Source organism: Xanthomarina maritima, from assembly GCF_008084905.1.
Lineage (GTDB): Bacteria > Bacteroidota > Bacteroidia > Flavobacteriales > Flavobacteriaceae > Xanthomarina > Xanthomarina maritima.
The window spans coordinates 51,002-76,974 of sequence record NZ_VSFC01000052.1 but is presented as its reverse complement, the minus strand read 5'-3'; the positions used below and the strand labels follow the sequence as shown (position 1 = coordinate 76,974).

General features: G+C 30.2%; 28 protein-coding genes. 10 read left to right on the top strand and 18 right to left on the bottom strand.

Annotation, left to right across the window (positions count from 1 at the left end; translation table 11 throughout):
• Positions 1–86: 86 nt before the first annotated feature.
• Positions 87–986, top strand: coding sequence for a metallophosphoesterase family protein (locus FVF61_RS10215; protein WP_148455977.1), 900 nt, complete (start codon positions 87–89; stop codon positions 984–986).
• 53 nt (positions 987–1,039) lie between these two features.
• Here FVF61_RS10215 and FVF61_RS10210 read toward each other — a convergent pair whose 3' ends face one another.
• From FVF61_RS10210 to trmB, 7 genes are all read right to left on the bottom strand, one after another.
• Positions 1,040–1,375 (bottom strand): 2Fe-2S iron-sulfur cluster-binding family protein, encoded by a 336-nt coding sequence (locus tag FVF61_RS10210; RefSeq protein WP_148455974.1) that lies wholly within the window; start codon positions 1,373–1,375, stop codon positions 1,040–1,042.
• The gene (locus FVF61_RS10205) at positions 1,375–2,436 is read right to left on the bottom strand and encodes an NAD(P)/FAD-dependent oxidoreductase (protein WP_148455971.1); all 1,062 of its coding nucleotides are present in this window, start codon (positions 2,434–2,436) and stop codon (positions 1,375–1,377) included. The genes FVF61_RS10210 and FVF61_RS10205 overlap by 1 nt, the downstream gene beginning before the upstream one ends.
• 65 nt (positions 2,437–2,501) lie before the next feature.
• Complete coding sequence (locus FVF61_RS10200) at positions 2,502–2,744, bottom strand: NifU family protein (RefSeq protein WP_109681998.1); 243 nt, start codon at positions 2,742–2,744, stop codon at positions 2,502–2,504.
• Between the two features lie 3 nt (positions 2,745–2,747).
• On the bottom strand, positions 2,748–3,884 hold the full coding sequence (locus tag FVF61_RS10195) for an Mrp/NBP35 family ATP-binding protein (RefSeq protein ID WP_148455968.1): 1,137 nt from the start codon (positions 3,882–3,884) through the stop codon (positions 2,748–2,750).
• Positions 3,885–4,031: 147 nt separating this feature from the next.
• Positions 4,032–4,361, bottom strand: coding sequence for an MGMT family protein (locus FVF61_RS10190; protein ID WP_148455965.1), 330 nt, complete (start codon positions 4,359–4,361; stop codon positions 4,032–4,034).
• A 7-nt stretch (positions 4,362–4,368) separates the two neighbouring features.
• Positions 4,369–5,001 (bottom strand): LysE family transporter, encoded by a 633-nt coding sequence (locus FVF61_RS10185; RefSeq protein WP_148455963.1) that lies wholly within the window; start codon positions 4,999–5,001, stop codon positions 4,369–4,371.
• A 2-nt stretch (positions 5,002–5,003) separates the two neighbouring features.
• Positions 5,004–5,678: a tRNA (guanosine(46)-N7)-methyltransferase TrmB gene (gene trmB / locus FVF61_RS10180; protein WP_148455961.1), complete on the bottom strand. Its 675-nt coding sequence runs from the start codon at positions 5,676–5,678 to the stop codon at positions 5,004–5,006.
• Between the two features lie 190 nt (positions 5,679–5,868).
• Between trmB and FVF61_RS10175 the strand changes: the two genes are divergently transcribed.
• Entirely contained in the window at positions 5,869–6,924 is a 1,056-nt protein-coding gene (locus FVF61_RS10175; RefSeq protein WP_148455959.1) for a glycosyltransferase, read from the top strand.
• Here the strand turns inward: FVF61_RS10175 and FVF61_RS10170 are convergent.
• Positions 6,898–7,935 (bottom strand): sensor histidine kinase, encoded by a 1,038-nt coding sequence (locus FVF61_RS10170; RefSeq protein ID WP_148455957.1) that lies wholly within the window; start codon positions 7,933–7,935, stop codon positions 6,898–6,900. The two genes, FVF61_RS10175 and FVF61_RS10170, sit on opposite strands and share 27 nt — an antisense overlap.
• Positions 7,935–8,618, bottom strand: a complete 684-nt coding sequence (locus FVF61_RS10165) for a response regulator (protein ID WP_148455955.1) — start codon at positions 8,616–8,618, stop codon at positions 7,935–7,937. The genes FVF61_RS10170 and FVF61_RS10165 overlap by 1 nt, the downstream gene beginning before the upstream one ends.
• A 193-nt stretch (positions 8,619–8,811) precedes the next feature.
• On the opposite strand from FVF61_RS10165, the gene FVF61_RS10160 reads away from it, so the two are divergent.
• The 3 genes from FVF61_RS10160 to FVF61_RS10150 all read left to right on the top strand — a co-directional run bounded on the left by FVF61_RS10160 (position 8,812) and on the right by FVF61_RS10150 (position 12,456).
• Positions 8,812–9,144, top strand: coding sequence for a T9SS type A sorting domain-containing protein (locus FVF61_RS10160; protein ID WP_148455953.1), 333 nt, complete (start codon positions 8,812–8,814; stop codon positions 9,142–9,144).
• 110 nt (positions 9,145–9,254) lie between these two features.
• Entirely contained in the window at positions 9,255–11,390 is a 2,136-nt protein-coding gene (locus FVF61_RS10155) for a T9SS type A sorting domain-containing protein (protein ID WP_148455951.1), read from the top strand.
• Between the two features lie 85 nt (positions 11,391–11,475).
• Positions 11,476–12,456, top strand: coding sequence for a LuxE/PaaK family acyltransferase (locus tag FVF61_RS10150; protein ID WP_148455949.1), 981 nt, complete (start codon positions 11,476–11,478; stop codon positions 12,454–12,456).
• A gap of 108 nt (positions 12,457–12,564) precedes the next feature.
• Here the strand turns inward: FVF61_RS10150 and tyrS are convergent, their stop codons facing one another.
• Positions 12,565–13,872, bottom strand: coding sequence for a tyrosine--tRNA ligase (gene tyrS / locus FVF61_RS10145; RefSeq protein ID WP_148455948.1), 1,308 nt, complete (start codon positions 13,870–13,872; stop codon positions 12,565–12,567).
• An 88-nt stretch (positions 13,873–13,960) separates the two neighbouring features.
• On the opposite strand from tyrS, the gene FVF61_RS10140 reads away from it, so the two are divergent.
• Positions 13,961–14,971: an NAD-dependent epimerase/dehydratase family protein gene (locus FVF61_RS10140; protein WP_148455946.1), complete on the top strand. Its 1,011-nt coding sequence runs from the start codon at positions 13,961–13,963 to the stop codon at positions 14,969–14,971.
• On the opposite strand, the gene FVF61_RS10135 is transcribed toward FVF61_RS10140, so the two are convergent.
• From FVF61_RS10135 to FVF61_RS10125, 3 genes are all read right to left on the bottom strand, one after another.
• Positions 14,972–15,334, bottom strand: coding sequence for a DUF4296 domain-containing protein (locus FVF61_RS10135; RefSeq protein ID WP_158635207.1), 363 nt, complete (start codon positions 15,332–15,334; stop codon positions 14,972–14,974).
• Between the two features lie 83 nt (positions 15,335–15,417).
• Complete coding sequence (locus tag FVF61_RS10130) at positions 15,418–16,758, bottom strand: dihydroorotase (RefSeq protein WP_148455942.1); 1,341 nt, start codon at positions 16,756–16,758, stop codon at positions 15,418–15,420.
• 3 nt (positions 16,759–16,761) lie between these two features.
• Positions 16,762–17,487 (bottom strand): polyprenol monophosphomannose synthase, encoded by a 726-nt coding sequence (locus tag FVF61_RS10125; RefSeq protein WP_148455940.1) that lies wholly within the window; start codon positions 17,485–17,487, stop codon positions 16,762–16,764.
• A gap of 107 nt (positions 17,488–17,594) precedes the next feature.
• On the opposite strand from FVF61_RS10125, the gene FVF61_RS10120 reads away from it, so the two are divergent.
• Together FVF61_RS10120 and FVF61_RS10115 are read left to right on the top strand one after the other, a co-directional pair.
• A complete protein-coding gene (locus FVF61_RS10120) occupies positions 17,595–18,242 on the top strand; it encodes a DUF4271 domain-containing protein (protein ID WP_148455938.1) in 648 nt (215 codons plus the stop codon).
• Between the two features lie 20 nt (positions 18,243–18,262).
• Positions 18,263–19,012, top strand: a complete 750-nt coding sequence (locus FVF61_RS10115) for a uroporphyrinogen-III synthase (protein WP_148455936.1) — start codon at positions 18,263–18,265, stop codon at positions 19,010–19,012.
• A gap of 75 nt (positions 19,013–19,087) precedes the next feature.
• Here the strand turns inward: FVF61_RS10115 and FVF61_RS10110 are convergent, their stop codons facing one another.
• The 3 genes from FVF61_RS10110 to FVF61_RS10100 form a co-directional block, all read right to left on the bottom strand.
• A complete protein-coding gene (locus FVF61_RS10110) occupies positions 19,088–20,032 on the bottom strand; it encodes a T9SS type A sorting domain-containing protein (protein WP_148455934.1) in 945 nt (314 codons plus the stop codon).
• Positions 20,033–20,135: 103 nt separating this feature from the next.
• The gene (pckA, locus tag FVF61_RS10105) at positions 20,136–21,749 is read right to left on the bottom strand and encodes a phosphoenolpyruvate carboxykinase (ATP) (RefSeq protein ID WP_148455932.1); all 1,614 of its coding nucleotides are present in this window, start codon (positions 21,747–21,749) and stop codon (positions 20,136–20,138) included.
• Between the two features lie 60 nt (positions 21,750–21,809).
• Positions 21,810–22,205 (bottom strand): DUF423 domain-containing protein, encoded by a 396-nt coding sequence (locus tag FVF61_RS10100; RefSeq protein ID WP_148455930.1) that lies wholly within the window; start codon positions 22,203–22,205, stop codon positions 21,810–21,812.
• A gap of 39 nt (positions 22,206–22,244) precedes the next feature.
• Here FVF61_RS10100 and FVF61_RS10095 point away from each other — a divergent pair, with 39 nt between their 5' ends.
• Together FVF61_RS10095 and FVF61_RS10090 are read left to right on the top strand one after the other, a co-directional pair.
• Positions 22,245–23,648 carry a saccharopine dehydrogenase family protein gene (locus tag FVF61_RS10095; protein WP_262712021.1) on the top strand — a complete coding sequence of 468 codons (1,404 nt, stop codon included), beginning with the start codon at positions 22,245–22,247 and terminating at the stop codon, positions 23,646–23,648.
• A 10-nt stretch (positions 23,649–23,658) separates the two neighbouring features.
• On the top strand, positions 23,659–24,129 hold the full coding sequence (locus tag FVF61_RS10090) for an Lrp/AsnC ligand binding domain-containing protein (protein ID WP_148455926.1): 471 nt from the start codon (positions 23,659–23,661) through the stop codon (positions 24,127–24,129).
• Positions 24,130–24,398: 269 nt separating this feature from the next.
• Here FVF61_RS10090 and FVF61_RS10085 read toward each other — a convergent pair whose 3' ends face one another.
• Together FVF61_RS10085 and FVF61_RS10080 are read right to left on the bottom strand one after the other, a co-directional pair.
• Positions 24,399–25,124: a Bax inhibitor-1/YccA family protein gene (locus tag FVF61_RS10085; RefSeq protein WP_148455924.1), complete on the bottom strand. Its 726-nt coding sequence runs from the start codon at positions 25,122–25,124 to the stop codon at positions 24,399–24,401.
• 101 nt (positions 25,125–25,225) lie between these two features.
• Positions 25,226–25,924: a zinc metallopeptidase gene (locus FVF61_RS10080; protein ID WP_148455922.1), complete on the bottom strand. Its 699-nt coding sequence runs from the start codon at positions 25,922–25,924 to the stop codon at positions 25,226–25,228.
• Positions 25,925–25,973: the final 49 nt, after the last annotated feature.

Sequence of the window (25,973 nt, the reverse complement as noted above, 5' to 3'; positions counted from 1 at the left end):
GAAACTGGGTTACTCTAAAAATTATAAGAATGCTCCTTAAAAATTGAGGAGCATTTTTTATTGAAATTTGATTACATTTACTTGATATGTTTTCATCCAAAAAACGATTAGACAAGGCTTTTAAACATGCGAAAATCATCAACTTTGATGATTCTAGTAAATTTATACTATTTAGTGATTGTCATCGAGGCGATAACAGTTTTGCAGACGATTTTGCAAATAACCGAAACATTTATTTTCATGCTTTAAAACATTATTATGCTGAAGGTTTTCAGTATTGTGAGCTTGGAGATGGAGATGAACTTTGGGAAAACTTATCTTTTCAACCCATTTTTGAAGCTCATAAGAATGTGTATTTGCTTATGAAACTTTTTCATGACCAAAACAGATTGCATATGATTTGGGGAAATCATGATATGGTCTACAGAAACCCTGACTATGTAGAAAAACACCTATCAACTTATTTCGACCCTAAACTTGAAAAAGATGTGGATTTATTTTGCAACTTAAAATATCATGAAGGGCTTATTTTAAAACATTCTGAAACTAATCAAGAATTATTTTTAACTCATGGACATCAAGCAGACTGGTGGAATTATACCTTTTGGAAATGGAGTAGGTTTATGGTTCGCGTGTTATGGAAACCTCTAAATGTTATGGGAATTGCAGATCCAACTAGTCCTGCTAAAAACTACAAAGAACTTATAAAAGTAGAGCGTAGAACTAAAAAATGGATTATTGATAACAATAATTTAATTACTATAGTTGGTCATACACATAGACCTCGTTTTCCAAATCCAGGAGATATTGCATTTTTTAATGATGGGAGTTGTGTGCATCCAAGAAGTATAACTGGAATTGAAATTGAAAAAGGTGAAATTTCCTTAATTAAATGGTATATAGATACCACAGAAAACGGTACTCTCCAAATTGTTAGAGTTTTATTAGAAGGCCCTAGGAAATTGATGGATTATAAAACAGAATAACTAAAAAGACCTTTTCTAATGAAATATGATATTCCTGTCTTCACAGTAATTTATTATGATTCTGGAGCCAATTCTACTTCCAAACCTTCCATTTCTGGAGTGATTTGAATTTGACATCCTAAGCGAGAATTATCTTTTACATAGAATGCTTCTGATAACATAGCTTCTTCATCATCTTGCATTTCTGGAAGTTCATGTTTTGATAACACATAACATTGACAGGAAGCACACATAGCCATTCCACCACAAATGCCAATGGTACCATCTGGAGCTAGCTCGTAAGATCGAACAACCTCCATTAAATTCATTGCCATATCTGTTGGTGCAACAATTTCATGGGTTACACCATCTCTATCAGTTATTTTTATGTTTACATCTTGTTGTTCCACTATTCAATTGCTTTTACAACAGCTTTTGGCGCTTCTTTTCGTGTTCCATCAAAACCATCTATGCCACTAACAGTTGTATATTTTAAGACATATTTTTTTCCAGGATTAATAATTTGATAAGCTGCCTGACACATCAAAGTAGCTTCATGAAAACCACATAAAATCAATTTTAATTTGCCTGGATAAGTATTCACATCACCAATGGCGAAAATACCTGGTATATTGGTTTGATAATCTAAAGCATTATTTACTTTAATGGCATTCTTTTCAATTTCCAGTCCCCAATTTGCTATAGGTCCAAGTTTTGGTGACAAACCGAAAAGAGGAATAAAATGATCGCATTCAATTTCGAATTCTTTTTCAATGTGTTGCGATTGCGAAACTACAACTGCTTCAACTTTATGATGACCAACTATATTCATTACCTCAGCTGGAGTTACTAAATTTATTTTTCCTTTATTTTTTAATTCTTGAACTTTTTCAACAGAATCTAAATGCCCACGAAATTCGTTTCTTCTATGAATTAAAGTTACTTCTTTAGCAACATCACTTAAAAAGATACTCCAATCTAATGCAGAATCTCCACCACCTGCTATTACAACACGTTTGTTTCTATAAATTTCTGGATTTTTAATTATATACTCAACGCCTTTATCTTCAAAGCTTAAAATATTATCGATTAAAGGTTTTCTAGGCTCAAAACTGCCTAAACCACCTGCAATTGCTACTACTGGAGCTTGATGTTTTGTGCCTCTATTTGTTGTTACAATAAATGAACCGTCTTCTTGTTTCTCAATCGTTTCTGCTCTTTCTCCAAGTGTAAATCCTGGTTCGAACTGCTTACATTGCTCTAGTAATTTTTCGGTTAAATCTCCTGCAAGAATTTCTGGATATGCAGGAATATCATAAATAGGTTTTTTAGGGTAAATTTCTGAACATTGGCCTCCTGCCTGAGGCAAAGCATCAATAAGATGGCATTTTAATTTTAATAATCCGGCTTCGAAAACGGTAAATAAGCCAGTTGGACCAGCTCCAATAATAAGAATATCTGTTTTAATCATGAATTGTAAATATCAAGAGACAAAGTTATTATTTACTTTATTAATATAATGTGACAAAAGTCACATTAAGCTTCAATATTAATAACTTGTTCGATTTGTGGTGCATATTTTTTTATAGTCATCTCTACACCAGACTTTAATGTCATTTGATTTACAGAACAACCTACACAAGCTCCTTGGAGTTGTACTTTTACAAGTTTATCATCTTCAATTGACAACAATGAAATATCGCCACCATCGCTTTGTAAAAACGGACGAATTTCGTCTAGCGCTTTTTCAATATTTATTTTTAATTCTTCTGTAGTCATAACCTATTTTTTAACTGCTGAACAACCAGCCATAGTTGTAATTTTTATTGCTTCAGTTGGAGGTAATGCTGTATTTCTATTTACCACTTCTTGAACCACATTTTGTGTTAACTTCTCAAAAGCTTCCTCTAAAGGAGTTGCCGTTTGTAAAGCTGCTGGACGACCAACATCTCCAGCCTCACGAATACTTTGTACCAATGGAATATCTCCTAAAAATGGCACTTTTAAATCTTCAGCTAAATGTTTAGCTCCTTCTTTTCCAAAGATATAATATTTATTATTTGGTAATTCTTCTGGTGTAAAATATGCCATGTTTTCGATGATTCCTAAAACTGGAACGTTGATGCTCGCTTGCTGGAACATGGCAACGCCTTTTTTAGCATCTGATAGAGCCACATTTTGAGGTGTACTAACCACAACAGCTCCTGTAATTGGTAAAGATTGCATGATACTTAAATGGATATCTCCTGTTCCTGGCGGCAAATCTATAAGCATAAAATCTAATTCTCCCCAATGTGCATCGAAAATCATTTGATTTAATGCTTTTGCAGCCATTGGACCTCTCCATACAACTGCTTGATCTGGTTTTGTAAAGAAGCCTATTGATAATATCTTTACACCATAACTTTCAATTGGTTTCATTTTAGATTTACCATCAATATTTACAGCTAAAGGCTTCTCATTTTCAACTTGAAACATAATTGGCACAGATGGTCCATAAATATCAGCATCTAAAACACCTACTTTGAAACCCATTTTAGCTAAAGTAACAGCTAAATTGGATGTTACTGTAGATTTCCCAACTCCACCTTTACCTGAAGCTACTGCTATAATATTTTGAATTCCAGGAATGGCTTTCCCTTTAATTTCATTTTTCGATTTTGCTGTTGCTGCTTCTACTTTTACATTGACTGTAATTTTAGCTTTCTCATAAACCAAATCATGAATGGTTTTCATGATATCGACTTCGGTTTTCTTTTTAGCTTGTAAACTTGGGTTGTTTATGGTAATATCTACAATCACTTCATCAGCAAAAGTAACTACATTTTTAATTGCTCCACTTTCTACCATGTTTTGCCCTTCTCCTGGAGCAGAAATGGATTCTAAAGCTTTTAATATGTCTTGTTTATTAAGTTTCATTATTTGAAAAACTATTGAAAATAAAATCTAGAGAATAGAGAGTATTTTCGATTTTTATTAAGATTAATTCTAAACAGCAAATATACAGCGAATTGTTTAGAATTTGAAGAAGATTAATTGAAATGATTGATGGGTTATTTTTAAAATTTATAATTCTTTTGAAGGATCCCAAAACACAATTTCAAACTCTTGAATTTGATTATCTTTAACCTGAATACCCTCACTCTCCAAAAGTTGCTGCATTAATTTAGTGCCATCAAAATGATGTTTCCCAGTTAACAAGCCTTTTCTGTTTACCACTCGGTGAGCAGGTACATCTTTATTATGCGAACCATTCATGGCGTAACCAACCATTCTAGCACTTCTTACTGCTCCAAGATAGTTTGCTATAGCTCCATAACTGGTAACACGGCCGTAAGGTATTTGTTTTGCTACTTGAAATACTTTATCAAAAAAACTAAGTGTTTCTGGCTGCATGAAGTGATCAATAATATTTTTTAAGAATGCTTATTAATGTAATAATAGAAATAATTCCTGTAATAATTCCAATAAGAAAATTCATCTTTTTTTGAGAGGTTTCTTTGGTCTTTTTTATCTTATCAAAAAAGAAAATATATACATATAAATTTACAAAAGAGCCCATTGCAGCACCAGCCACATAAGTAGAAATTTCAGACGCATCAAACGTTAACCATCCAAAAGAAGCAAAAGTAATAGTCATATATGCTTGAAATGGAATTGGAAACATATTAATACTTGACAAAAACATGCCTTGAAAAAAACGGCTTCGCTTGCTTTTAGATTCTAATTCTGTATCTGGTTTACTCTGTTTTTTAGCAATTAATAAGAAGTAAATGGTAATTAAAACAAAAATAACAAATGCTACCTGTTGCAAAATATCTATAACATCTGGGTGTTTGCTTAAATATCTAGCAAACACAGTGGCTATTAGTGTTTGGAATAAAAATACCAGAGCTGCACCAACCGAAAACATCACACCTCTAGCATAACCTTCTTTTAGGCTTATTTTTGCAGCTGTCATGTTTAACAGTCCTGGTGGCACTGCAGCTAAAAATGCAACAAGCATGGCTATTAAAAAGATGGCTGGTAAACTCAATTTTATTTTATTTTAAACCGAATATACGTAATTGGTTTGTTTTGTTCTAAATATTGACTCTCATAAAACGTCTGAATACTAGTAACTTCGTCCGGACTTCCTTCTTGTTTATACACATTATGGTTTGCATAAAGTATTTCATGTCCTTCGCCATGAAGCAACCCAAGCGTGTAACCATGCATAAACTCGCTATCTGTTTTTAAATTAACAACACCATCTGGCTTTAAAATAGTTTTGTATCTTTTTAAAAACTCAGAATTTGTCATTCTATGTTTTGTACGTTTATATTTTATTTGAGGGTCTGGAAATGTAATCCAGATTTCATCTACTTCTTCTTGAGCAAAAGCATAATCGATTAATTCGATTTGAGTTCTTAAAAAAGCAACATTTGGTAATTTTTCCTCAATGGCAGTTTTTGCTCCTCTCCAGAATCTTGCTCCTTTAATATCTATTCCTATAAAATTCTTATTTGGATATTTTTTAGCTAATGCAACAGAATATTCGCCTTTACCACAGCCTAACTCTAAAACTAAAGGGTTATTATTTTTAAAGAAAGTGGCATTCCAATTTCCTTTTAAACTGTATTGATTATTTACCAACCGATCTCTTGTTGGTTGAAACACATTAGTAAAGGTTTCGTTTTCTTTAAAGCGTTTTAATTTATTTTTACTTCCCACCGAATTAATTTTACAATTAAAATATAATTCGGTAAAATTAAGGAAATATATGCAAGTGGTATTATGCTTATCTTTGTTTTTAGTAAAAATTTGCGTGAAGGATTGAAGTGATATCTTTTTTAGATTTATCTAAAAAAATTTAACGTAAAGCCTGACTTTTGCTTGCAAAAGGCACGCCATAATAAACCATATGATTAATAGAATTTTAGTTGCACCTTTAAATTGGGGATTGGGTCATGCCACAAGGTGTATTCCTATTATTAATGCTTTAATTAAATTTAATTTTAACCCAATTATTGCTAGTGATGGTGTAGCTCTTGAACTTCTTAAAAAAGAATTCCCTGAACTTATTACTCTAGAATTACCTTCTTATAATATTAAATATTCTAAAAGTAGAATTGGTTTTAAATATAAACTACTTATAGACTCACCTAAAATATTTAAGAGTATAAAAGCTGAAAAAGAAGCTGTAAAACAGATTGTTAAAGAATATAATATTACTGGAATTATATCAGATAACAGGTTTGGTGTTTACAGTAAACATATGCCATCGGTTTTTATAACACATCAATTGCATGTATTAAGTGGGAATACTACTTGGTTAAGCACGAAACTACATGAAAAATTTATGAAAAAATTTCATAAATGCTGGATTCCAGATCTTCAAGATGAAACTAATTTAAGTGGAGCATTAGGACATAAGGATACACATGTAATTAAAGCTAAATATATTGGCCCTTTAAGCAGGTTTACTAAAAAAGATTATGCTATTAAAAATAAGATTATGGTTTTACTTTCTGGTCCTGAACCACAAAGAACCATGCTTGAAAAAAAATTATTTGAGCAATTAATGCACTTTTCTGGAACTGTTTTATTTGTAAAAGGTGTTGTTGAGGAAAAGCAAACTGTTGAAAAAATAAACCATATTATTGTTTATAATTATATGACTTCGGAGCAATTAGAAACATCTATAAATGAAAGTCAACTTATTATTTCAAGGTCTGGTTATACTACCATAATGGATTTAGCTAAATTGAACAAAAAAGCATTTTTTATCCCTACTCCTGGACAATTTGAACAAGAATATTTAGCTCAAAGATTAGATAAATTAAAGTTAGTTCCAAGTTGCAGTCAGGACACTTTTAATTTAAACGAACTTAACAAATGTAATGAATATACTGGTTTAAGTGATTTTGAATTTGAAATAAATTACAAAAAATTATTCAGCCTTTTCAAGGCTAAATGAAAATTCACTTCCTACATCTAATTCACTTTCTATATATATTTTTTCGTCGTGAGCTTCTATAATATGTTTGACAATAGATAAGCCTAAGCCAGAACCTCCTTCTTTTCTTGAACCACTTTTATCTACTCTATAAAATCTTTCAAAAACTCTAGCCAAATTTGTTTCAGCAATACCTTCGCCATTATCTGTTATTCTAATAATGACTTTATTTTTAATTAGGTTCTCTATACTAATTTCTGTAGTTCCTTTTTCTCTTCCATATTTAATTGAATTAACTATTAAATTGGTTAAAACTTGCTGAATACGTTCCATATCAGCATTTACTAAAATTGGTTTTTTGTAATTTGCATCAAAAGTTAAAGTAATTTTTTTCTTGGCTGCTTTCATTTCAAGAAGGTCGAACACACTTTTAATTAATTCTACAATATCAAACGTAGTGAAGTTTAGTCTTAAATCACCTGCTTCAAATTTAGTAATCATATCTAAATCCTTAACAATATAGATTAGTCTTTCAACTCCTTTATTTGCTCTATTTAAATATTTATCTCTAATTTTTTTATCGTTTATAGCTCCATCTATTAAAGTTAAAAGATATCCTTGAACTGTAAATAGTGGAGTTTTTAATTCGTGAGATACATTACCAATAAATTCTTTTCTATATTCTTCTCTAATTTTTAGGGTTTCAATTTCAAGCTTTTTGTCTTTTGCATATTTATCTATTTCCTTAGTAAGCGTAGCCATATCTGTTGTTATAGGCTGCTTAGTTAAAGAGGTTGATTCGAGTAGTGTTAGATCGTCGTATATTTTTTTTACTCGTCTATAAATAAAGCGTTCAACTCGATATTGTATTATGAAAAAACAAATGAAGTAACATAAAACTCCAAATAGCAGAACATGTGCATTAAGAATTTCAATAACATATAAAAAAACACTCAATAGGAGTGTTAATGATATAGAGATGTATAATGCTGTTTTAATAGCAAACTTGTATGTTTTTTTTATTTTTTGCATTAATCTACAAACTTATATCCAACACCTTTCACGGTTTTAAAAGAATCGTCCCCAATTTTCTCACGAAGTTTTCTAATATGAACATCAATAGTTCTTCCACCAACTACAACTTCATTACCCCAAACTTTATCAAGTATTTCTTCTCTTTTAAAAACTTTTCCAGGTTTAGACGCTAAAAGAGACAGTAATTCGAATTCTTTTCTAGGCAAAATAATTTCTTCGTTCTTTAAAGTAATTTTATATTCTTCTCTATTAATAATTAGGTTTCCAATTTTTACAATAGATTCATCTATTTCTGTGTCTTTTATTCTTCGTAATAAAGCTTTTACTTTACTTATTAATACTTTAGGTTTTATAGGTTTAGTAATATAATCATCAGCTCCTGCATCAAATCCAGCTACTTGAGAATAATCTTCCCCTCTTGCTGTTAGAAAAGTAATAATAGTATCTTTTAATTCAGGAATTCTTCTAATGTTTTCACAAGCTTCAATACCATCCATTTCAGGCATCATTACATCTAGAATAATTAGCTGAGGCTTTTCTTTTTTTGCTTTTTTAATAGCTTTAATTCCATTCTCGGCTGTAAAAACTTGATATCCTTCATTAGATAAATTGTAACCTACAATTTCTAAAATATCTGGTTCATCATCCACTAGAAGAATTTTAATATCCTTTTCGTTCATTTAATATAAAAATTACTTTTAAAGCGTAAATATAGTATTATTAGCAAAGATTTTAGATTAAAAAAAGACAAATAACATTTAGGTAACCTGTTAATTACAATGTGTTAACATGAAAAATTCAAAATTCATGTTTAACACTTTTTTTGGTACAATTATTGTCAATATTCCTTAAATTTATATAAATTCTATTTGAATGAAAAAACAATACTTATTATTTCTAACTATTATAATGTGTCTATATAGCTTTTCAAGTTTCTGTCAGACTCAAGAATTAATTGAAAATGATTATACAGATATAGAAAACTTGTCAGTTTACCCTAATCCTGTAAGTCAAGGAAAAATTTATATAACATCAAAAAATAATGCTCCAAAGAAAATTGAAATCTTTAATGTTTTAGGTAAGAATATTCAAACAGTTATAATTACACAAAGAGAATTGAATATTTCTAAACTAAAAGCAGGAGTTTATATTATAAAAATTACAGAGAATAACATTTCAGCAACAAGGAAGCTAATTGTTAAGTAATGGCTATTAATGTTATATAATTGTAAAAAAGGATTTAATTAAATCCTTTTTTAGTTAAAAAGCTAAAATCTCCTTATATTTGTTAACCTAATTTTATATATAAATCAATTATGAAAAAAATTTACTTTTTATTATTTACATTAATTGCTACTTCACTTACGTTTGGACAAGCTTCAGACTTATATTTTAGTATGTATGGCGAAGGTTCTAGCAATAATAAGTTTCTAGAAATTTATAACGGAACTGGAGCTCCTGTTGATTTAAGTGGATATTCTTTATCTTCTTGTTCTAATGGATGTAATGTAGTTAACGAATTTGATTTTCCAGATACTTTAACATTTGCTCCTGGCACAATGTTAGCTAATAATGATGTTTACGTTATTGCGCACCCAAGTGCAGATGCAACTATTCTTGCAATGGCTGATGTTACTTTTACTTTTTTAAGCAATGGTGATGATGCTTTTGCTCTTACTCTTGCTGGAGCAACTGCTAGCACTTACACTATTATTGATATGCTAGGTGATTTAGCTGTTGTTGATGGATCAGGATGGGAAGTTGCTGGTGTATCAAATGCGACTGTAGATCATACTTTAACTAGAAAAAGTTCTATTTGCGATCCAAACCCTACTGAATTAGGTTCTTTTGGCACTGATGCTTCTGACTCTGAGTGGATAGTTGGTCCTCAAGACAGTGGTTGGGCAGAACTTGGCATGCACACAGGTTGTGTTTCTGACCCAGTTTTAACAATAGTTTCTCCTGCTGATGCTGCTATTATTGCTTCTGGAACTACTAACGTTGATATTACAATTGATGTGCAAAATTTTGATGTGGATGAATTACCTAGTAATGGTGGAACCGGAGATGGTCATATTCACTGGACATTAAATGGTGGTAGTACTACTATGAAGTATGATACAGATCCAATATCTATTCCTGTTGTAGATGGACAATCTTACACAGTTTTTATGCAATTGGTTGATAACTCGCATACTCCTATTGTTCCTGCAGTAAATGCAACTGTTACATTTTCTGTAGCTTTACCTTGCGATTTACAAGTTGGAACTATAACAACTACTTGTGATGCTATTACAGGTGGATCTACAGACACTTACACTACTACAATAGATTTTACAGGTGGTAACACTTCTACATATACAATAGATACAGAAGGAAATGGAACAGTTGGCGGAGATAATCCTTCAAGTGTTGCTTCTGGAACTATTACAATAACTGGAGTTGTAGAAAACACAAATTTTGTAGTAACATTTACAGGAGACCCTGGAAATAGTGGTTGTAACTTTACAAGAAATATTAATAGTCCAGATTGTGACCCTGAATTAGTTTTACCTTTATATGATGGATTTACTTATGGAAATGGCTCAAATCTTTCTGATGCTCCTAACTGGGAAAATGTTTCTGTATCTACAGATGAAATTTTAATTACTTCAGGAAATTTATCTTATTCTGGACTTGCAGCTTCATCTGGGAATAAAGCTAGTTTTGATGGTGGTGGTAGTGATACTGCTATTATGTTTGCTCCAATAACTACTGGAACAGTTTATGCTTCATTTATAATGAGAGTTACAGATTTAACTAGTGTTTCAGATGTTGATGGAGGATACTTTGCCTTTTTAGGAAATTTTGATGGTAGATTATGGGTAGTTCCTTCTGGTGCTACACAATACCAGGTAGGATTAGGTTATAATACAAATTCTGCTGATATTATAAACGCAGATACTCACGATCTTGATGATGAGGTTTTTGTAGTTATGAGTTATGAAACAACTACTGGTTTAATGAATGCTTGGATTAATCCTTCTAGTACTGATTTTGAAGGTTCTGCACCTGCTGTCTCAATTACAATAATGGATGGAGGCCCAGTTTCTAGTATTAATCAATTTGCTCTAAGACAAGATAGTACTACTGAAACTGGATTTATGGATGTAGACGAATTAAGACTTGGAACAACTTGGGCTCAAGTTACTCCTTTAACTTTATCTACTGCTTCTTATGATATAGATGGCTTAAACGTATACCCAAATCCAGTTACATCTGGGTTTGTAAATATTACAAGCAAATCTAATGAAGCTATAAAAGTTGCTGTATTCGATATCCTTGGAAAACAAGTAATAAATAATACCGTAAACAATAACAGACTTAATGTTTCGACACTAAATACTGGTGTTTACATTATGAAATTATCTCAAAATGGAAATACAATTACTAAAAAATTAGTGGTTAGATAAACATTTCTAATATTACATTTTAAAAGCGTTATCAAAATTGGTAACGCTTTTTTATTTTATATACTTTTGTTGTGACTTATTTTATATGATAGATATATCAAACATTTTTAATATTAGAAGTGAAGAAGAGTTTGAAGCAATAGCTTTAAATATATTCAATTTTCAGTTTGAACACAATACTGTATATCGTTCTTTTTGCGATTTACTTTATAAAAATCCATGTGATATAAAAGTTATAAAGGACATTCCTTTTCTTCCAATTCAGTTTTTTAAATCACATCAAATATTAAGCACGAAACATAGTATCCAAAAAACATTTAGTAGTTCAGGAACAACAGGGAACACTACAAGCAAACACCATGTTACTAATCTAAAAATCTATGAAGCGAGTTTTAATAAAGGATTTAAACAGTTTTATGGAAATATAGAAGATTATACCATTTTGGCCTTATTACCTAGTTATTTGGAACGTGATGACTCTTCATTAATTTATATGGTTGACTCTTTAATTAAACAATCTGGTAAACCTAAAAGTGGTTTTTATTTAGACAACCTATCTGAATTAAATGATACAGTAATTCAATTGGATCAATCTGGTGAAAAAGTTCTCTTAATTGGAGTATCATTTGCATTATTAGATCTAATAGAAGCCCATCAATTCCAATTAAATAATACAATAGTTATGGAAACAGGTGGTATGAAGGGTCGAAGAAAAGAACTTATTAGAGAAGAGCTTCATACTAAATTAAAAAATGGATTTGGGGTGAGTAACATACATAGTGAATATGGAATGACAGAATTATTAAGTCAGGCTTACTCTAAAGGAAATGGTGTTTTTGATTGCTCAAGTACAATGAAAGTTTTTACTCGTGATACTGAAGATGCACTTACTATATTAAATCAAAATAAAACTGGAGGCATCAATATTATTGACTTAGCAAATGTCAATTCCTGTTCGTTTATTGCTACTCAAGATTTAGGACATGTAAATAACAATGGTACGTTTGAAATAATTGGAAGGTTTGATAATTCTGATATTCGAGGATGTAATTTAATGGCTTTGTAAGTTTATTATTTATAATACGACTACATAATTGCTCTGAAAAAGAGAACATAGTTTTTAGTTAGTTATTAAAACAAAACGCCTGATTTTATAGCATCAGGCGTTTTACTTTTAAACTACTTTAATAATGTATGTATTTTTCTTCCCTTTATTAAGAATAATATATTTATTATTTATTAAATCTTCTGAAGTTAACAGATATTTTTCATTAACCTTCTCCTTATTTACAGAAACAGCATTTTCTCTCAAAGCTCTTCTTGCCTCACTATTTGATGCTAAAAAGTTAGTTTTAGCATTTAAAGCAGCAATCATGTCTAAACCTTCATTAAAATCTGATTGAGAAATCTCTGCTTGAGGGACACCTTCAAAAACATCTAAAAAGGTAGCTTCATTTAAAGTTTTTATATCTTCTTTAAACGATTTACTAAAAAGAATATTCGATGCTTTTTCAGCATTTTCAAAATCTTCTTTAGAATGTACAAAGGTTGTAACTTCTTCAGCTAACCGTTTTTGCAACAACCTTAAATGAGGCATGTTTTTATGTTCTTCAATTAAAGTATCAATTGTTTCTTTATCTAAAAAAGTAAAGATTTTTATATACTTTTCAGCATCTTCATCGCTAGTATTTAACCAAAACTGATAGAATTTATAAACTGAAGTTTTATCAGCATCTAACCAGATATTTTCACCTTCACTTTTACCAAATTTAGAACCGTCTGCTTTAGTTATTAAAGGACATGTCATGGCAAACGCTTTAACTTCTTCTCCAACATTCATACGTCTTACTAATTCGGTTCCAGTTGTAATATTTCCCCATTGATCACTGCCTCCCATTTGCAACAAGCAATTGTAATTTTTCTGTAAATGGTAAAAATCGTAACCTTGAATTAATTGATAGGTAAATTCAGTAAAAGACATTCCTACACTACCTTCTTCTCCAGATAATCGTTTTTTAACAGAATCTTTAGCCATCATGTAGTTGACAGTAATTCGTTTTCCTACTTCTCTAGCAAAATCGATAAATGAGAAAGATTTCATCCAATCGTAATTATTTACTAAAATAGGCGCATTTGTTTCTCTTGAATTAAAATTTAAAAAACGAGAAAGTACATTTTTAATACCTTCCACATTATGATTTAAAATATCTTCTGTTAGCAAATTACGTTCATCACTCTTTCCTGAAGGGTCTCCAATCATTCCAGTTGCTCCACCTACTAAAGCAATAGGCTTGTGGCCAGCTTTTTCAAGATGCACTAATAATATGATAGGAACCAAACTTCCAATATGTAAAGAATCTGAAGTAGGATCAAATCCCACATAACCTGTAGTCATTTCTTTATTTAACTGCTCTTCTGTTCCTGGCATGATATCGTGTAGCATTCCTCTCCAGCGTAGTTCTTCAACAAATGTATTGGTCATTTTCCTATATTTATAAATTAATTTGGGCAAAGATAAAAATCAAAGAATAATTACTCTCTCTTTATTTATAATTCTTTATTTTAGTTACATGATATTAGTTACTGGAGGCACTGGATTGGTAGGATCTCATTTATTATATGAGCTTACAAAAGGGAATAAACCTGTAAAAGCCATTTATAGGAATGAAAAAAAGCTGTCTATTGTTAAAAAAGTATTTTCTTATTATAATGAAAATCCTGACGAACTATATAATAAAATTGATTGGGTTCAAGCAGATATATTAGATATTCCTTTACTAACAGAAGCTTTTAAAGATGTAACTTATGTTTATCATTGTGCTGCTTTTGTATCTTTAGAACCAGATAAATACCATTTATTACGAAAAACTAATATTGAAGGAACTGCCAATATTGTTAATCTAAGTATAGCAAATAATATTAAAAAATTATGTTATGTTAGTTCAATTGCAGCTATAGGAACCACAAATAATAATCAAGATATTGACGAGGATACGCACTGGAATCCTGAAGCTGATAATGGTATATATGGCATTACAAAATATGGTGCTGAAATAGAAGTTTGGCGTGGAACTCAGGAAGGGTTAAATTCAGTAATTGTTAATCCAGGTGTAATTATTGGTCCTGGTATTTGGTGTTATGGCAGTGGTAACATTTTTAAAAAAGTTGCTAAAGGTCTAACACATTATACAACTGGAGTTATTGGCTATGTTGATGTGTTTGACGTCGTAAATAGTATGACAAGGCTAATGGAAAGCAATATTAAAAACCAACGTTTTATTCTTATTTCAGAAAACTGGACCTATAAATATTTTATTGATTGTATCGCTAATTCTCTTCATGTAAAACCTCCAACAAAAAAAGCTGGACCATTAATATTAAGTATTGGATGGAAACTAGATTGGTTATATTGTAAATTGACTGGTAAAAGAAGAAGTTTAAGCAAGCAATTAGCTAGTACCTTAGAATCTAAATCAATCTACAGTAATGATAAAATAAAAAGCACATTAAATTTTAAATTTAAACCTGTAGAAAAAAGTATCAAAGAGGTGTCTAAAATTTATTTAAACGAACACAAATAATTAATCTTTATTCATTAAAGCTTGCGAATCGTCTAATAAGAATCCTTTGTTTTTACGTTTAGATCTTTTAATTGAATCTTGTTTCTTTTTCTCTTTTTCATCTTCCTCAGCTAAGACATTATATTCATCTCTTAACTTATTTAAACTGTCAGTTACTCTATTAATAATGTCCTGATATTCCTTTAAATTATACGTATAATAAGCATTACTTTCTATAAACTGTAAACTGTCTATATTGTGTTTGGCGTATACATAACTTTCTGGAACAATTCCATTTTCCTCAATTTTTGTTTTATTAATGCCTTTAGCAGATGTTAAAAAAGACATATCAATTAACACATTTACCATTTGGTTTTTTGACATTAGGTTTTCTGGCTTTTTGATTTTTTTATTTCCAGAACAAGAAATACAAAAACAAACTAACAATATGTAGGTTAAACTATTTTTCATCTAATAAAAGTTAATCGCTTTCCAAGTTTGTTAGGGATAATTTTAGAGTTTTCATAAACCACATGTCCATTTAAAATAGTATGTGTAACTCTTGATTTAAATGCTGTACCTTCAAACGGAGACCAACCACATTTATATAATATATTTTGTTTATTTACAGTCCAAGGTTTATTAAGGTTAACAATAACTAGGTCTGCAAAATATCCTTCTCTAATAAACCCTCTTTTTTCAATTTGAAATAAGATTGCTGGATTATGACACATTTTTTCAACAATCTTTTCTAATGAAATTTTTTCTTTATGATAAGCTTCTAACATAGCTACCAATGCATGTTGCACTAAAGGTCCACCAGATGGCGCCTTTGTATATATCTGTTTTTTCTCTTCAAGTGTATGTGGTGCATGATCTGTAGCTAAAACATCTATTCTGCCATCAAGAAGTGCTTTCCATAATTCTTCTCTATCTTTTTCTGTTTTTACTGCTGGATTCCATTTTATTAAGGTGCCTTTAGTTTCATAATCTTCCTCAGAAAAATATAAATGATGGATACAAACTTCAGATGTAATTTTTTTATCCTTTAAAGGAATTTTATTTGTAAAAAGTTTTGTTTCAATTCCAGTTGAGAGATGAAACACGTGCAACCTTGCACCTGTTTTTTTAGCCAATTCTATAGCTTTTGACGATGAGATATAACAAGCTTTTTCACTCCTAATATAAGGGTGTAACTTTATAGGAATATCATCTCCAAATTCTTTTTTATAAATTTCAAGATTAGATTGAATGGTAGCTTCATCTTCACAATGAACAGAAATAATCATGTCTGTACTTGAAAATATTTTTTCTAACACTTGAGGGTTATCAACCAACATATTTCCTGTAGATGAACCTAAAAACAATTTTAATCCTGCTACTTCTTTAGGATTAACTTTTAAAATTTCCTCTAAATTATCGTTAGTACCACCAAACATAAACGAATAGTTTGCATAAGATGATTCTGAAGCAATTTTAAACTTATTGTTTAAAGCCTCGATGGTTGTAGTTTGCGGATTTGTATTAGGCATTTCAATATAAGATGTGATTCCTCCTGCAATAGCAGCTTTAGATTCAGACTCAATATTGGCTTTATGCGTTAATCCAGGTTCTCTAAAATGAACTTGGTCATCAATAACTCCAGGTATTACATAATTTCCTTCTGCATCAATTATTTTAACATTAGAAGATTTTGCACTTATGGAACTGGATATCTCTTTTAAAAAATCGTTTTCAATAAGAATATCTCCTTCAAAGACTTTACCTTCATTTACAATTTTTGCATTCTTTATAAGTAGTGTACTCATTTCCTAATTTCTATTGAAAAAACTCTTAAACTTCATTTTAATAACACCAAATATTGCTTCAGATATGATACCTCCACTCATCTTTGATTTTCCTTTTTTTCTATCCGTAAAAATAACTGGTATTTCTACAATTTTAAACTTTTTTAAATAGGCCTTAAATTTCATTTCAATTTGAAATGCATATCCTATAAATTCAATCTTATCTAAGTTAATTGCTTTTAAAACTTTTCTATGGTAACATACAAAGCCAGCTGTTGTATCTTCAATTTTCATTCTGGTAATAAACCTAACGTATTTAGAAGCAAAATAAGATAGTAAAATTCGACTCATGGGCCAATTAACAACATTCACTCCATTAATATACCTAGAACCAATAGCTAGATCTGCATTATCAATAAAACATGCATTATAAAGTTTAATTAAATCTTCTGGGTTATGCGAAAAATCCGCATCCATTTCAAAGATATATTGATAATCTTTATTCAAACACCATTTAAAAGCATCTATATAAGCTGAACCTAATCCAGTTTTAGCTTGTCGTTGCAACAAAAACAATTTATTATTAAATTCCTGTTGTAGCTCTTTAACTTTTAATGCTGTTAAATCTGGAGAATTATCGTCTACAACCAGAATATGAAATTCTTTATTTTGAGAAAACACAGCTCTTATAATAGCTTCAATATTTTCTATTTCATTATAGGTTGGAATAATGACAATGGCATCCTTCATTAAAAGCAAATAATTTTAACAAATGTAAACTATTTAAAAGAGATTGTTTTTTAAATATTCCTTAAAAAAATTTAAGTAAGTAATATTTTTTATGATAATTTTACATCATGTTACGTCCAGAAACTTCAAATGATTTATTTATTATTTTAATAGTAGTTAGCCTAATCTTTATTGCATTAGCTAAATTATTATTTGAAAAAAGATTCAATCATTTTGCTTCAGTATTAATTAATTCTAGCTATTTAAATGTTTTTTCGAGAGATCAGAAATTTTTAGATTTATTTGATGGGCTATTATTTTTAAATCAAATATTTTCAGTTTCTATTTTTATTTTTATTAGCTACAACTTTCTGGTAGATCCATTAGAAGTATCTCCAAGTTTTATTTTTAATTTAGTAATTGCAATAGGGATATTTATTTTAATTAAAGTCTTAATAGAAAGACTAATAGGTAGCTTATTTAATATAGATAACTTAATAGATCGATATCTTTTTCAGAAAACTAGTTACAAGAATTTTCTAGGTTTAATATTAACTCCTATAAATATCATATTACTTTTTAGTATAACTCCAAATAAGTATCTAATTTTTAGTATTATTATTATACTCTTTTTCATTAATTCTATTGGCTTACTAACGTCTTTTAAATCAAATCTAAATTTAATAAAAAGAGAGATTTTCTATTTTATTTTATATCTTTGCGCACTTGAAATTGGACCTTATATTATTTTATACAAGGTCATTATAGAAAATTAAGTTTAAAACATTTTTAGCCTATGAAAGTGAAAACAATTTTAGTGTCTCAGCCAGAACCAAAAATTGAAAATTCGCCTTATTTTGATCTTCAAGAAAAACAAAAAGTTAAAATTGACTTTAGACCATTTATTCATGTTGAGGGAGTTGATGCTAAAGAAATTAGACTTCAAAAAGTAGATTTAAAAAATTATACAGCAATTGTATTAACTAGCAGAAATGCAGTTGACCATTATTTTAGAGTAGCCGATGAAATGCGTTTTAAAGTTCCGGATACTATGAAATACTTTTGCCAATCGGAAGCCGTTGCATATTATCTTCAAAAATATGTAGTATATAGAAAGCGTAAAATTTATGTTGGAAAAAGAAACTTCGCAGAATTAACACCTTTAATTAAAAAATATAAGGATGAAGCTTTCTTATTACCAACCACAGATAAATTAAAACCAGAAGTACCAGAAATTTTAAATGATTTAAATATAAACTGGAAAAAAGCTATTTTTTATAAAACTGTAATTAGTGATCTATCTGATCTTGCTGATGTTTATTATGACATTCTTGTGTTCTTTAGTCCATCAGGAATCGATTCATTATTTTATAACTTTCCAGATTTTAAACAAAATGAAACACGTATAGCTGTTTTTGGCAATACAACTATTAAAGCTGCTGAAGAAAAAGGATTAAGAGTAGACATTGCTGCCCCTACTCCTGAAACTCCATCAATGACAATGGCTTTGGAAAAATATATAAATGAAGTTAATAAAAAGAAATAGTAATTCTTATAAGTAAATATAAAAAGAGCAACTAAATAGTTGCTCTTTTTATTTATAATCAATTAATATTAATTATTACTTTATGATGAGTTTTTTAGTATCTACTTTATTATCTGAAACAAATCTAGCTAAATAAACTCCAGAAGCTAAGTTAGAAACATCCACTAAATTTTCACCTTGAGTTAATGTTTTTGTTAAGACTACTTTCCCTGTAATGTTATAGACATTTACAACAGAATTAATAGATTTTGTAGAGATATAAAGCTCATTGTTAACTGGATTAGGATACATATTAAAAGAGATACCATTAGCTTGATCTATAGTTAAAGCGTTACATTCTGATAAAGATTCAACAAAGTTACTATTAGTATCAATAATCCAAGTAAGCAAATGAGAATCTGTTGAATCATCTACATATATACATTCCAAACCTGGATTAAAATCACCAACAAATGAAGTTGATGCATTATTACCATTACGCATATCTAAAAAGGTTAATCCATTATTTTTAACATCTACAATACTAATAAGCGGATTTAAGCTTAAATCTAAACTTGTAATATCACAATTTCTAACATCTAAATCTACTAAGGAAGGATTAGATGTGACATCTAATGCTGTTAAACTTGCTGATCCAAAATCCATTTCATTAACTAGTAATAAGCCAGACACATTTATTGACAATAAATTAGAACAACTTCTTGCTCGAACACGAGTTAAATTTGGACTGTTAGAAACGTCAACACTAGTCATTAAGTTGCCATTTACATTAATTTGATTAATAGATGTAAAAGCTTCTAATCCAGAAAAATCTGAAATATTTTCATAAGCCACATTTAATTCTCCAGTATGACCTGCAGCCTCAGAAGTTAAAATCTGTCCATCAATTGTTAAATTAGAATCTATTCCATCATCAATTAATGCTTGCTCAAAATTTGGATCTGGAATTAGAGTGTATTGAGCATAAGCAAAAGAGCAAAAAGCAAAGCAAATTGCTATTAAATAAGTAGTTTTTTTCATAGTATTATATATTATAATTGTAATTTATAAAGCTAATGCATAAAAAAATCATTTCCAAAAAAAAAGTCAGCTATACAGCTGACTTTATATACTTTAATCTAATTTATTTTTTAAAATTAGGTGCTCCAGCAAGTATTTCTTCGTTAGCAAATTCTTCAAATTTCTTGAAGTTTTCTCTAAAAGAATCAGATAATTTATATGCTGCTTTATAATATCCATCATCATCATTCCAAGTTGCTCTAGAACTTAAAACTTCATCAGGTACTCCTGGACAAGTTCTTGGTTGTTTTAATCCAAATACAGAATGTGTTCTGTATGTTTCAGGAGTTACTTCATCTAAATCTCCATTAAGAGCTGCACTAATCATAGCTCTTGTATATTTTAGTTTAATTCTACTTCCAATTCCATAAGGGCCTCCTGTCCAGCCTGTATTGATTAACCAAACATTTACTCCAGCTTCTTTCATCTTTGCACTTAACATTTCTGCATACTTCGTTGGATGTAAAGGCATAAATGGTGCTCCAAAACAAGCAGAAAAACTTGGTAATGGCTCATCTATTCCTGCTTCAGTACCAGCTACTTTTGCTGTATAACCTGAAATAAAATGATAGGCAGCCTGACCTGGAGTTAATCTTGAGATTGGAGGCAATACTCCAAAAGCATCAGCAGTTAAAAAGAATATATTTTTAGGATTTTTACCTATTGATGGTACTTGAATATTATTTATGTGTTCTATAGGATAACTTACTCTGGTATTCTGAGTAATAGATGTATCATCAAATTGAACCTCACCTTTATCATTCATGATCACATTTTCAAGAATAGCTCCTGGTTTAATAGCATGATAGATATCTGGTTCGTTTTCTTCTGAAAGATTTATCACTTTTGCATAACATCCACCTTCAAAATTAAATACGGTGTTTTCGTTAGTCCAGCCATGTTCATCATCACCAATTAATTTACGTTCTGGATCTGCAGAAAGGGTAGTTTTTCCTGTACCTGAAAGACCAAAGAAAATAGCTGTATCATCATTCTCACCTACATTAGCACTACAATGCATTGGTAAAGTGTTTTTAAATACTGGCAAAATAAAGTTTAAAGCAGAGAATATACCTTTTTTAATTTCTCCTGTGTAACCAGTTCCACCTATTAAAGCTATTTTTCTTGTAAAATCTAGAATGGCAAAGTTATGTTGTCTAGTTCCGTCTACTTCAGGATTTGCCATAAATCCTGGCGCATTAACTATAGTCCATTCTGGAGTAAAGTTTTTTAACTCAGCTTCAGTTGGCCTTAAAAACATATTTGAAGCAAACATATTACTCCAAGGGTATTCGTTTATAACACGAATATTTAATTTATATTTTTCGTCTGCACAAGCATAACAATCTCTTACAAACACTTCTTTTTCTGATAAATAGCCTACAACTTTATCGTATAATTTTTGAAATTTATCAGACTCAAAAGGGATATTTATATTTCCCCACCAAACTCTACCTTCAGTAATACTATCTTTTACTATAAATCTATCTTTAGGTGATCTTCCTGTAAATTCTCCTGTATTTACGGCTAGTGCTCCTGAAGATGCTTCTACACCTTGTCCTTTAGCTATGGTTATTTCTTGAAGTTGTTTTGGGGATAATTGATATTGTACTTTGGCATTTTTTATTCCATAAGGTTCTAGTGAAATCTTATTGGATGCTTGGGTATGTTCTACCATAATTATTTTGTGTTGTTTAAAGTGCAAAATTAAAATTTTATTTTAAAGTAAACACCTATTTTACGAATTATCAGTCTTCAGTTTTAAAAAGTTTATTAACAATAAAATCCAGGATAAAATTAAAAACAAGCCTCCAATTGGAGTAATAAATCCAATTACCTTAAAATCAAAACTTGTTAAATTATTTGTTGCCAAACCATAAATTGAACCAGAAAAAAACAACAATCCTAATAGCACTAAGTAAAAAATTACTTTTTTAGACTTTAAACTAATTAGAGATGTGCTTCCAACAAACAGCAACAAAATTGCATGATACATTTGATATCTAACTCCAGTTTCAAAAGTTCTTAAAAATTCTAATGAAATTAATTCCTTCAATCCATGAGCAGCAAAAGCTCCTAAAACAACACTGATTATACCCAGAATTGTTGCTGCAATTAATATTTTTTTGTTCATATAAAATGATTCATTGTGTTTTTATTGCAGTTAGTATTTATTACATTCGTAACACAAAAATACTCAACAAATCTCATTATGCGAAAGATTTTAGTAATTGGTGCTGGAAAATCTGCATCATACCTTATAAAATATTTATTGGACAAATCAGAACAAGAAGAATTACTTGTTATGGTTGGAGATGTCAATTTTTCAAATGCAAAAAAACTAATAGGAAATCATGAAAATGCACAAGCCATTATGCTTGATGTTTTTGACAAAAGATCCAGACAAAATGCTATTCAAAATTCAGATATTGTAATTTCAATGCTACCTGCTAGGTTTCATGTTGAAGTTGCTAAGGACTGTATTAGTTTTAATAAAAATATGGTTACAGCTTCTTATATAAGTGAAGAGATGCAAAAACTTGATAAAGCGGCAACTGAAAAAGGATTGATTTTCATGAATGAAATAGGTGTTGATCCTGGAATAGACCACATGAGTGCCATGCAAGTAATTGATAGAATACGTGACAAAGGTGGCCATATTATTCTATTTGAATCTTTTACTGGAGGATTAGTAGCTCCTGAAAGCGATAATAATCTGTGGAATTATAAATTTACATGGAACCCTAGAAATGTGGTTGTAGCTGGTCAAGGTGGAGCTGCAAAATTCTTACAAGAAGGCACTTACAAATACATTCCTTATAACAGACTTTTTAGAAGAACTGAATTTTTAGATATAGAAGGCTATGGTCGCTTTGAAGGTTATGCCAATAGAGATTCGCTAAAATACCAATCTGCTTATGGACTTGATAGTGCCAAAACACTTTATAGAGGAACCATGCGTCGAGTTGGTTTTTCTCGTGCTTGGAATATGTTTGTACAATTAGGAATGACAGATGATGAATATACTATTGACGATAGCGAGAACATGAGCTATCGCGATTTTGTTAATGCCTTTTTGCCATACAGTCCTACAGATTCTGTTGAACTTAAATTTAGACATGCCTTAAAAATAGATCAAGACGATATTGTATGGGACAAGCTTATTGAACTAGATATATTCAGTAATACAAAGATGGTTGAGCTTAAAAAAGCTACTCCTGCACAAATACTTCAAAAGATTTTAGAAGAAAGCTGGACTCTTAATGATAATGAAAAAGACATGATAGTCATGTATCATAAATTTGGATACGAACTTGAAGGTAAAAAATATCAAATAGATTCTACTATGGTTACCCTAGGCGAAGATAGAATTTATACTGCCATGGCTAAAACAGTTGGTCTTCCTGTTGCCATTGCAACGCTTGCCATTTTAAATGAAAAGATTATAACACCTGGTGTTCAAATGCCAATTACCAAAGAAGTTTACGAACCAATTTTAAAAGAATTAGAAGAATATGGCATTGTGTTTAAAGAAACTGAAGTGCCTTATTTAGGTTACAACCCTTTAAACTTATAAACTTATCTTATTGAAAGTTGTCAACCAAAATATAGAAATAGATGGTATTGATAAAGCTATTCTTAGAGCTTTAATGAGCGACGCAAGAACACCTATTCTGGAAATTGCCAGACAGGTTGGAATTTCTGGTGCAGCTATTCATCAACGGTTAAGGAAACTTGAAAAATCTGGTATTATTACTGGTTCCAAATTTGTTATTAACCCGAAAGTATTAGGTTATACAACTATGGCGTTTATTGGAATTTATCTCGATAAAGCAATGAGTAATCCAGATGCTGTCAAACAACTTAAAAAAATACCTGAAGTACTGGAATGTCATTACACCACAGGAAACTGGAGTATATTTATCAAAATACTTTGTAAAGACAACGAGCATTTAATGCATTTATTAAATAAAGATATTCAATCTATTGAAGGTGTTTCGAGAACTGAAACCTTTATATCTTTAAATCAACAAATAGATAGACAGATTAAAATCTAATAAAGAGCTTCTGTTATTAGAAGCTCTTTTTCAACTTTCAACCTTAGCTTATATTCTAGGAAACATTCCTTTTAAATGTTTTTTAAAATGAAATGGACATACAATTAAGTCGACATATAGTCGACATATAGTCAGTATATACTCAGTATAAATACGCTATAAAATAAGAATTAATATGAATAGGTTAGTTGCAATTATGAGATTTGCAGATATAAAAAAACCTTCAGTTTAGAAACAACTGAAGGTTTTTAAATTTTATAATATCTAATTTAATCTTTAGACATAAAAATGCTGAGAATGTACCAGAACAGCAACATGAGTGACGCAAACAAGCCTAAAGCTGCTGGAATGTAGTCGTCTGTAGTGTATTTGTTTACCAGATTAGAGGTTTGATACAAGATAGAACCTCCTGCCAATAAACACATGCCTGCTGAGAACCAAAGTCCTAAATTAAATCCGAATAAACTGCCTGCTATAATTAATCCTATGGCAATAAAAAATCCAATAGTTAAACCTGTTCTTAAAAAGGAAAAATCTTTTTTAGTGACAAACACCACAGCAGATAACCCTGTAAACAAAGCCAAGGTTACAATAGCAGCTTGATTTAAAATCTCTGGACCAGAATCCATATAATAAGCTGCAATATAAATTAATGGTACAAAAATAAAAGCTTCAGCAAAAATGTATAAGCCATATGCCAAGTATTGTATGTTTTTATCTGGAGACTTTAATGTCATTTTCTCAGCATAATTGGTAATAAACATAAAGCCTCCCAACATTAGTAACCATTTAAAACCTTCAGTCATAGACAGAGCAAAATTGACTATAGTTTCACTTTGAAGTAACAGATATTCAAATAAAATAAATACCAAGACGCCTCCTGCCACATGCGCATAGGTTTTTTTGTAAAAAACCACTCTATCTGTTTGAGATAAAGCACTTAGCAACACTTTTGATTCGGTAGGTTCAAAAGGATTTTGAGGTTGATTTTCCATAGGTTATTTTTAAATTGGTTATTTTAGTTTGATAAATGTAATAAAAAAATATACCGAACACTTTATAAAAAAGCATTCGGTTTAAAATATGTATTTTACTATTAGTCTCTACTTCCACCAAAAACTTGCAAAGCCCAATATAATAAAGAAGCTAAAGCACCAATGGCTGCTACTAAATAAGTTCTTGCTGCCCATTTAAGCGCGTCTTCAGATCCTTTATATTCATCAGGTGTTACCATGTTTTTAGCTTTTAACCAAGCCAAGGCTTTATTACTAGCATCATATTCAACTGGAAGCGTTATAAAACTAAATATGGTTGCCATTCCCATAAAAATAACACCCAAAACAGCCACATACCATCCTAAGCCAATACCAGCAGCTCCACCTAAAATTAAACCTCCTATAATTAACCATTGAGACATTCCAGAAGTCACACTAACTACTGGCACCAAAGAAGATCTCATTTGTAACCATTGATAAGCTTGTGCATGTTGAACCGCATGACCACATTCGTGAGCTGCAACTGCTGCTGAAGCTGCATTTTTTTGATTATAAACAGATTCACTTAAGTTAACTGTTTTATTTTTAGGGTTGTAATGGTCTGTAAGTTGTCCAGGTGTTGAAATAACCTCAACATCATAAATACCATTATCTGACAACATTTTTTCAGCAATTTCTTTTCCACTCATGCCATTACGTAATTGCACTTTAGAGTAAAAAGCAAATTTCTTTTTTAATTGATTACTTACCAACCAACTTACAAGAGCTATAGCTCCAATTAATATATAATATCCTATCATTTTTATTTTGATTTAAAAGGTAAAATTACAAGATATATAGCAAAAAATA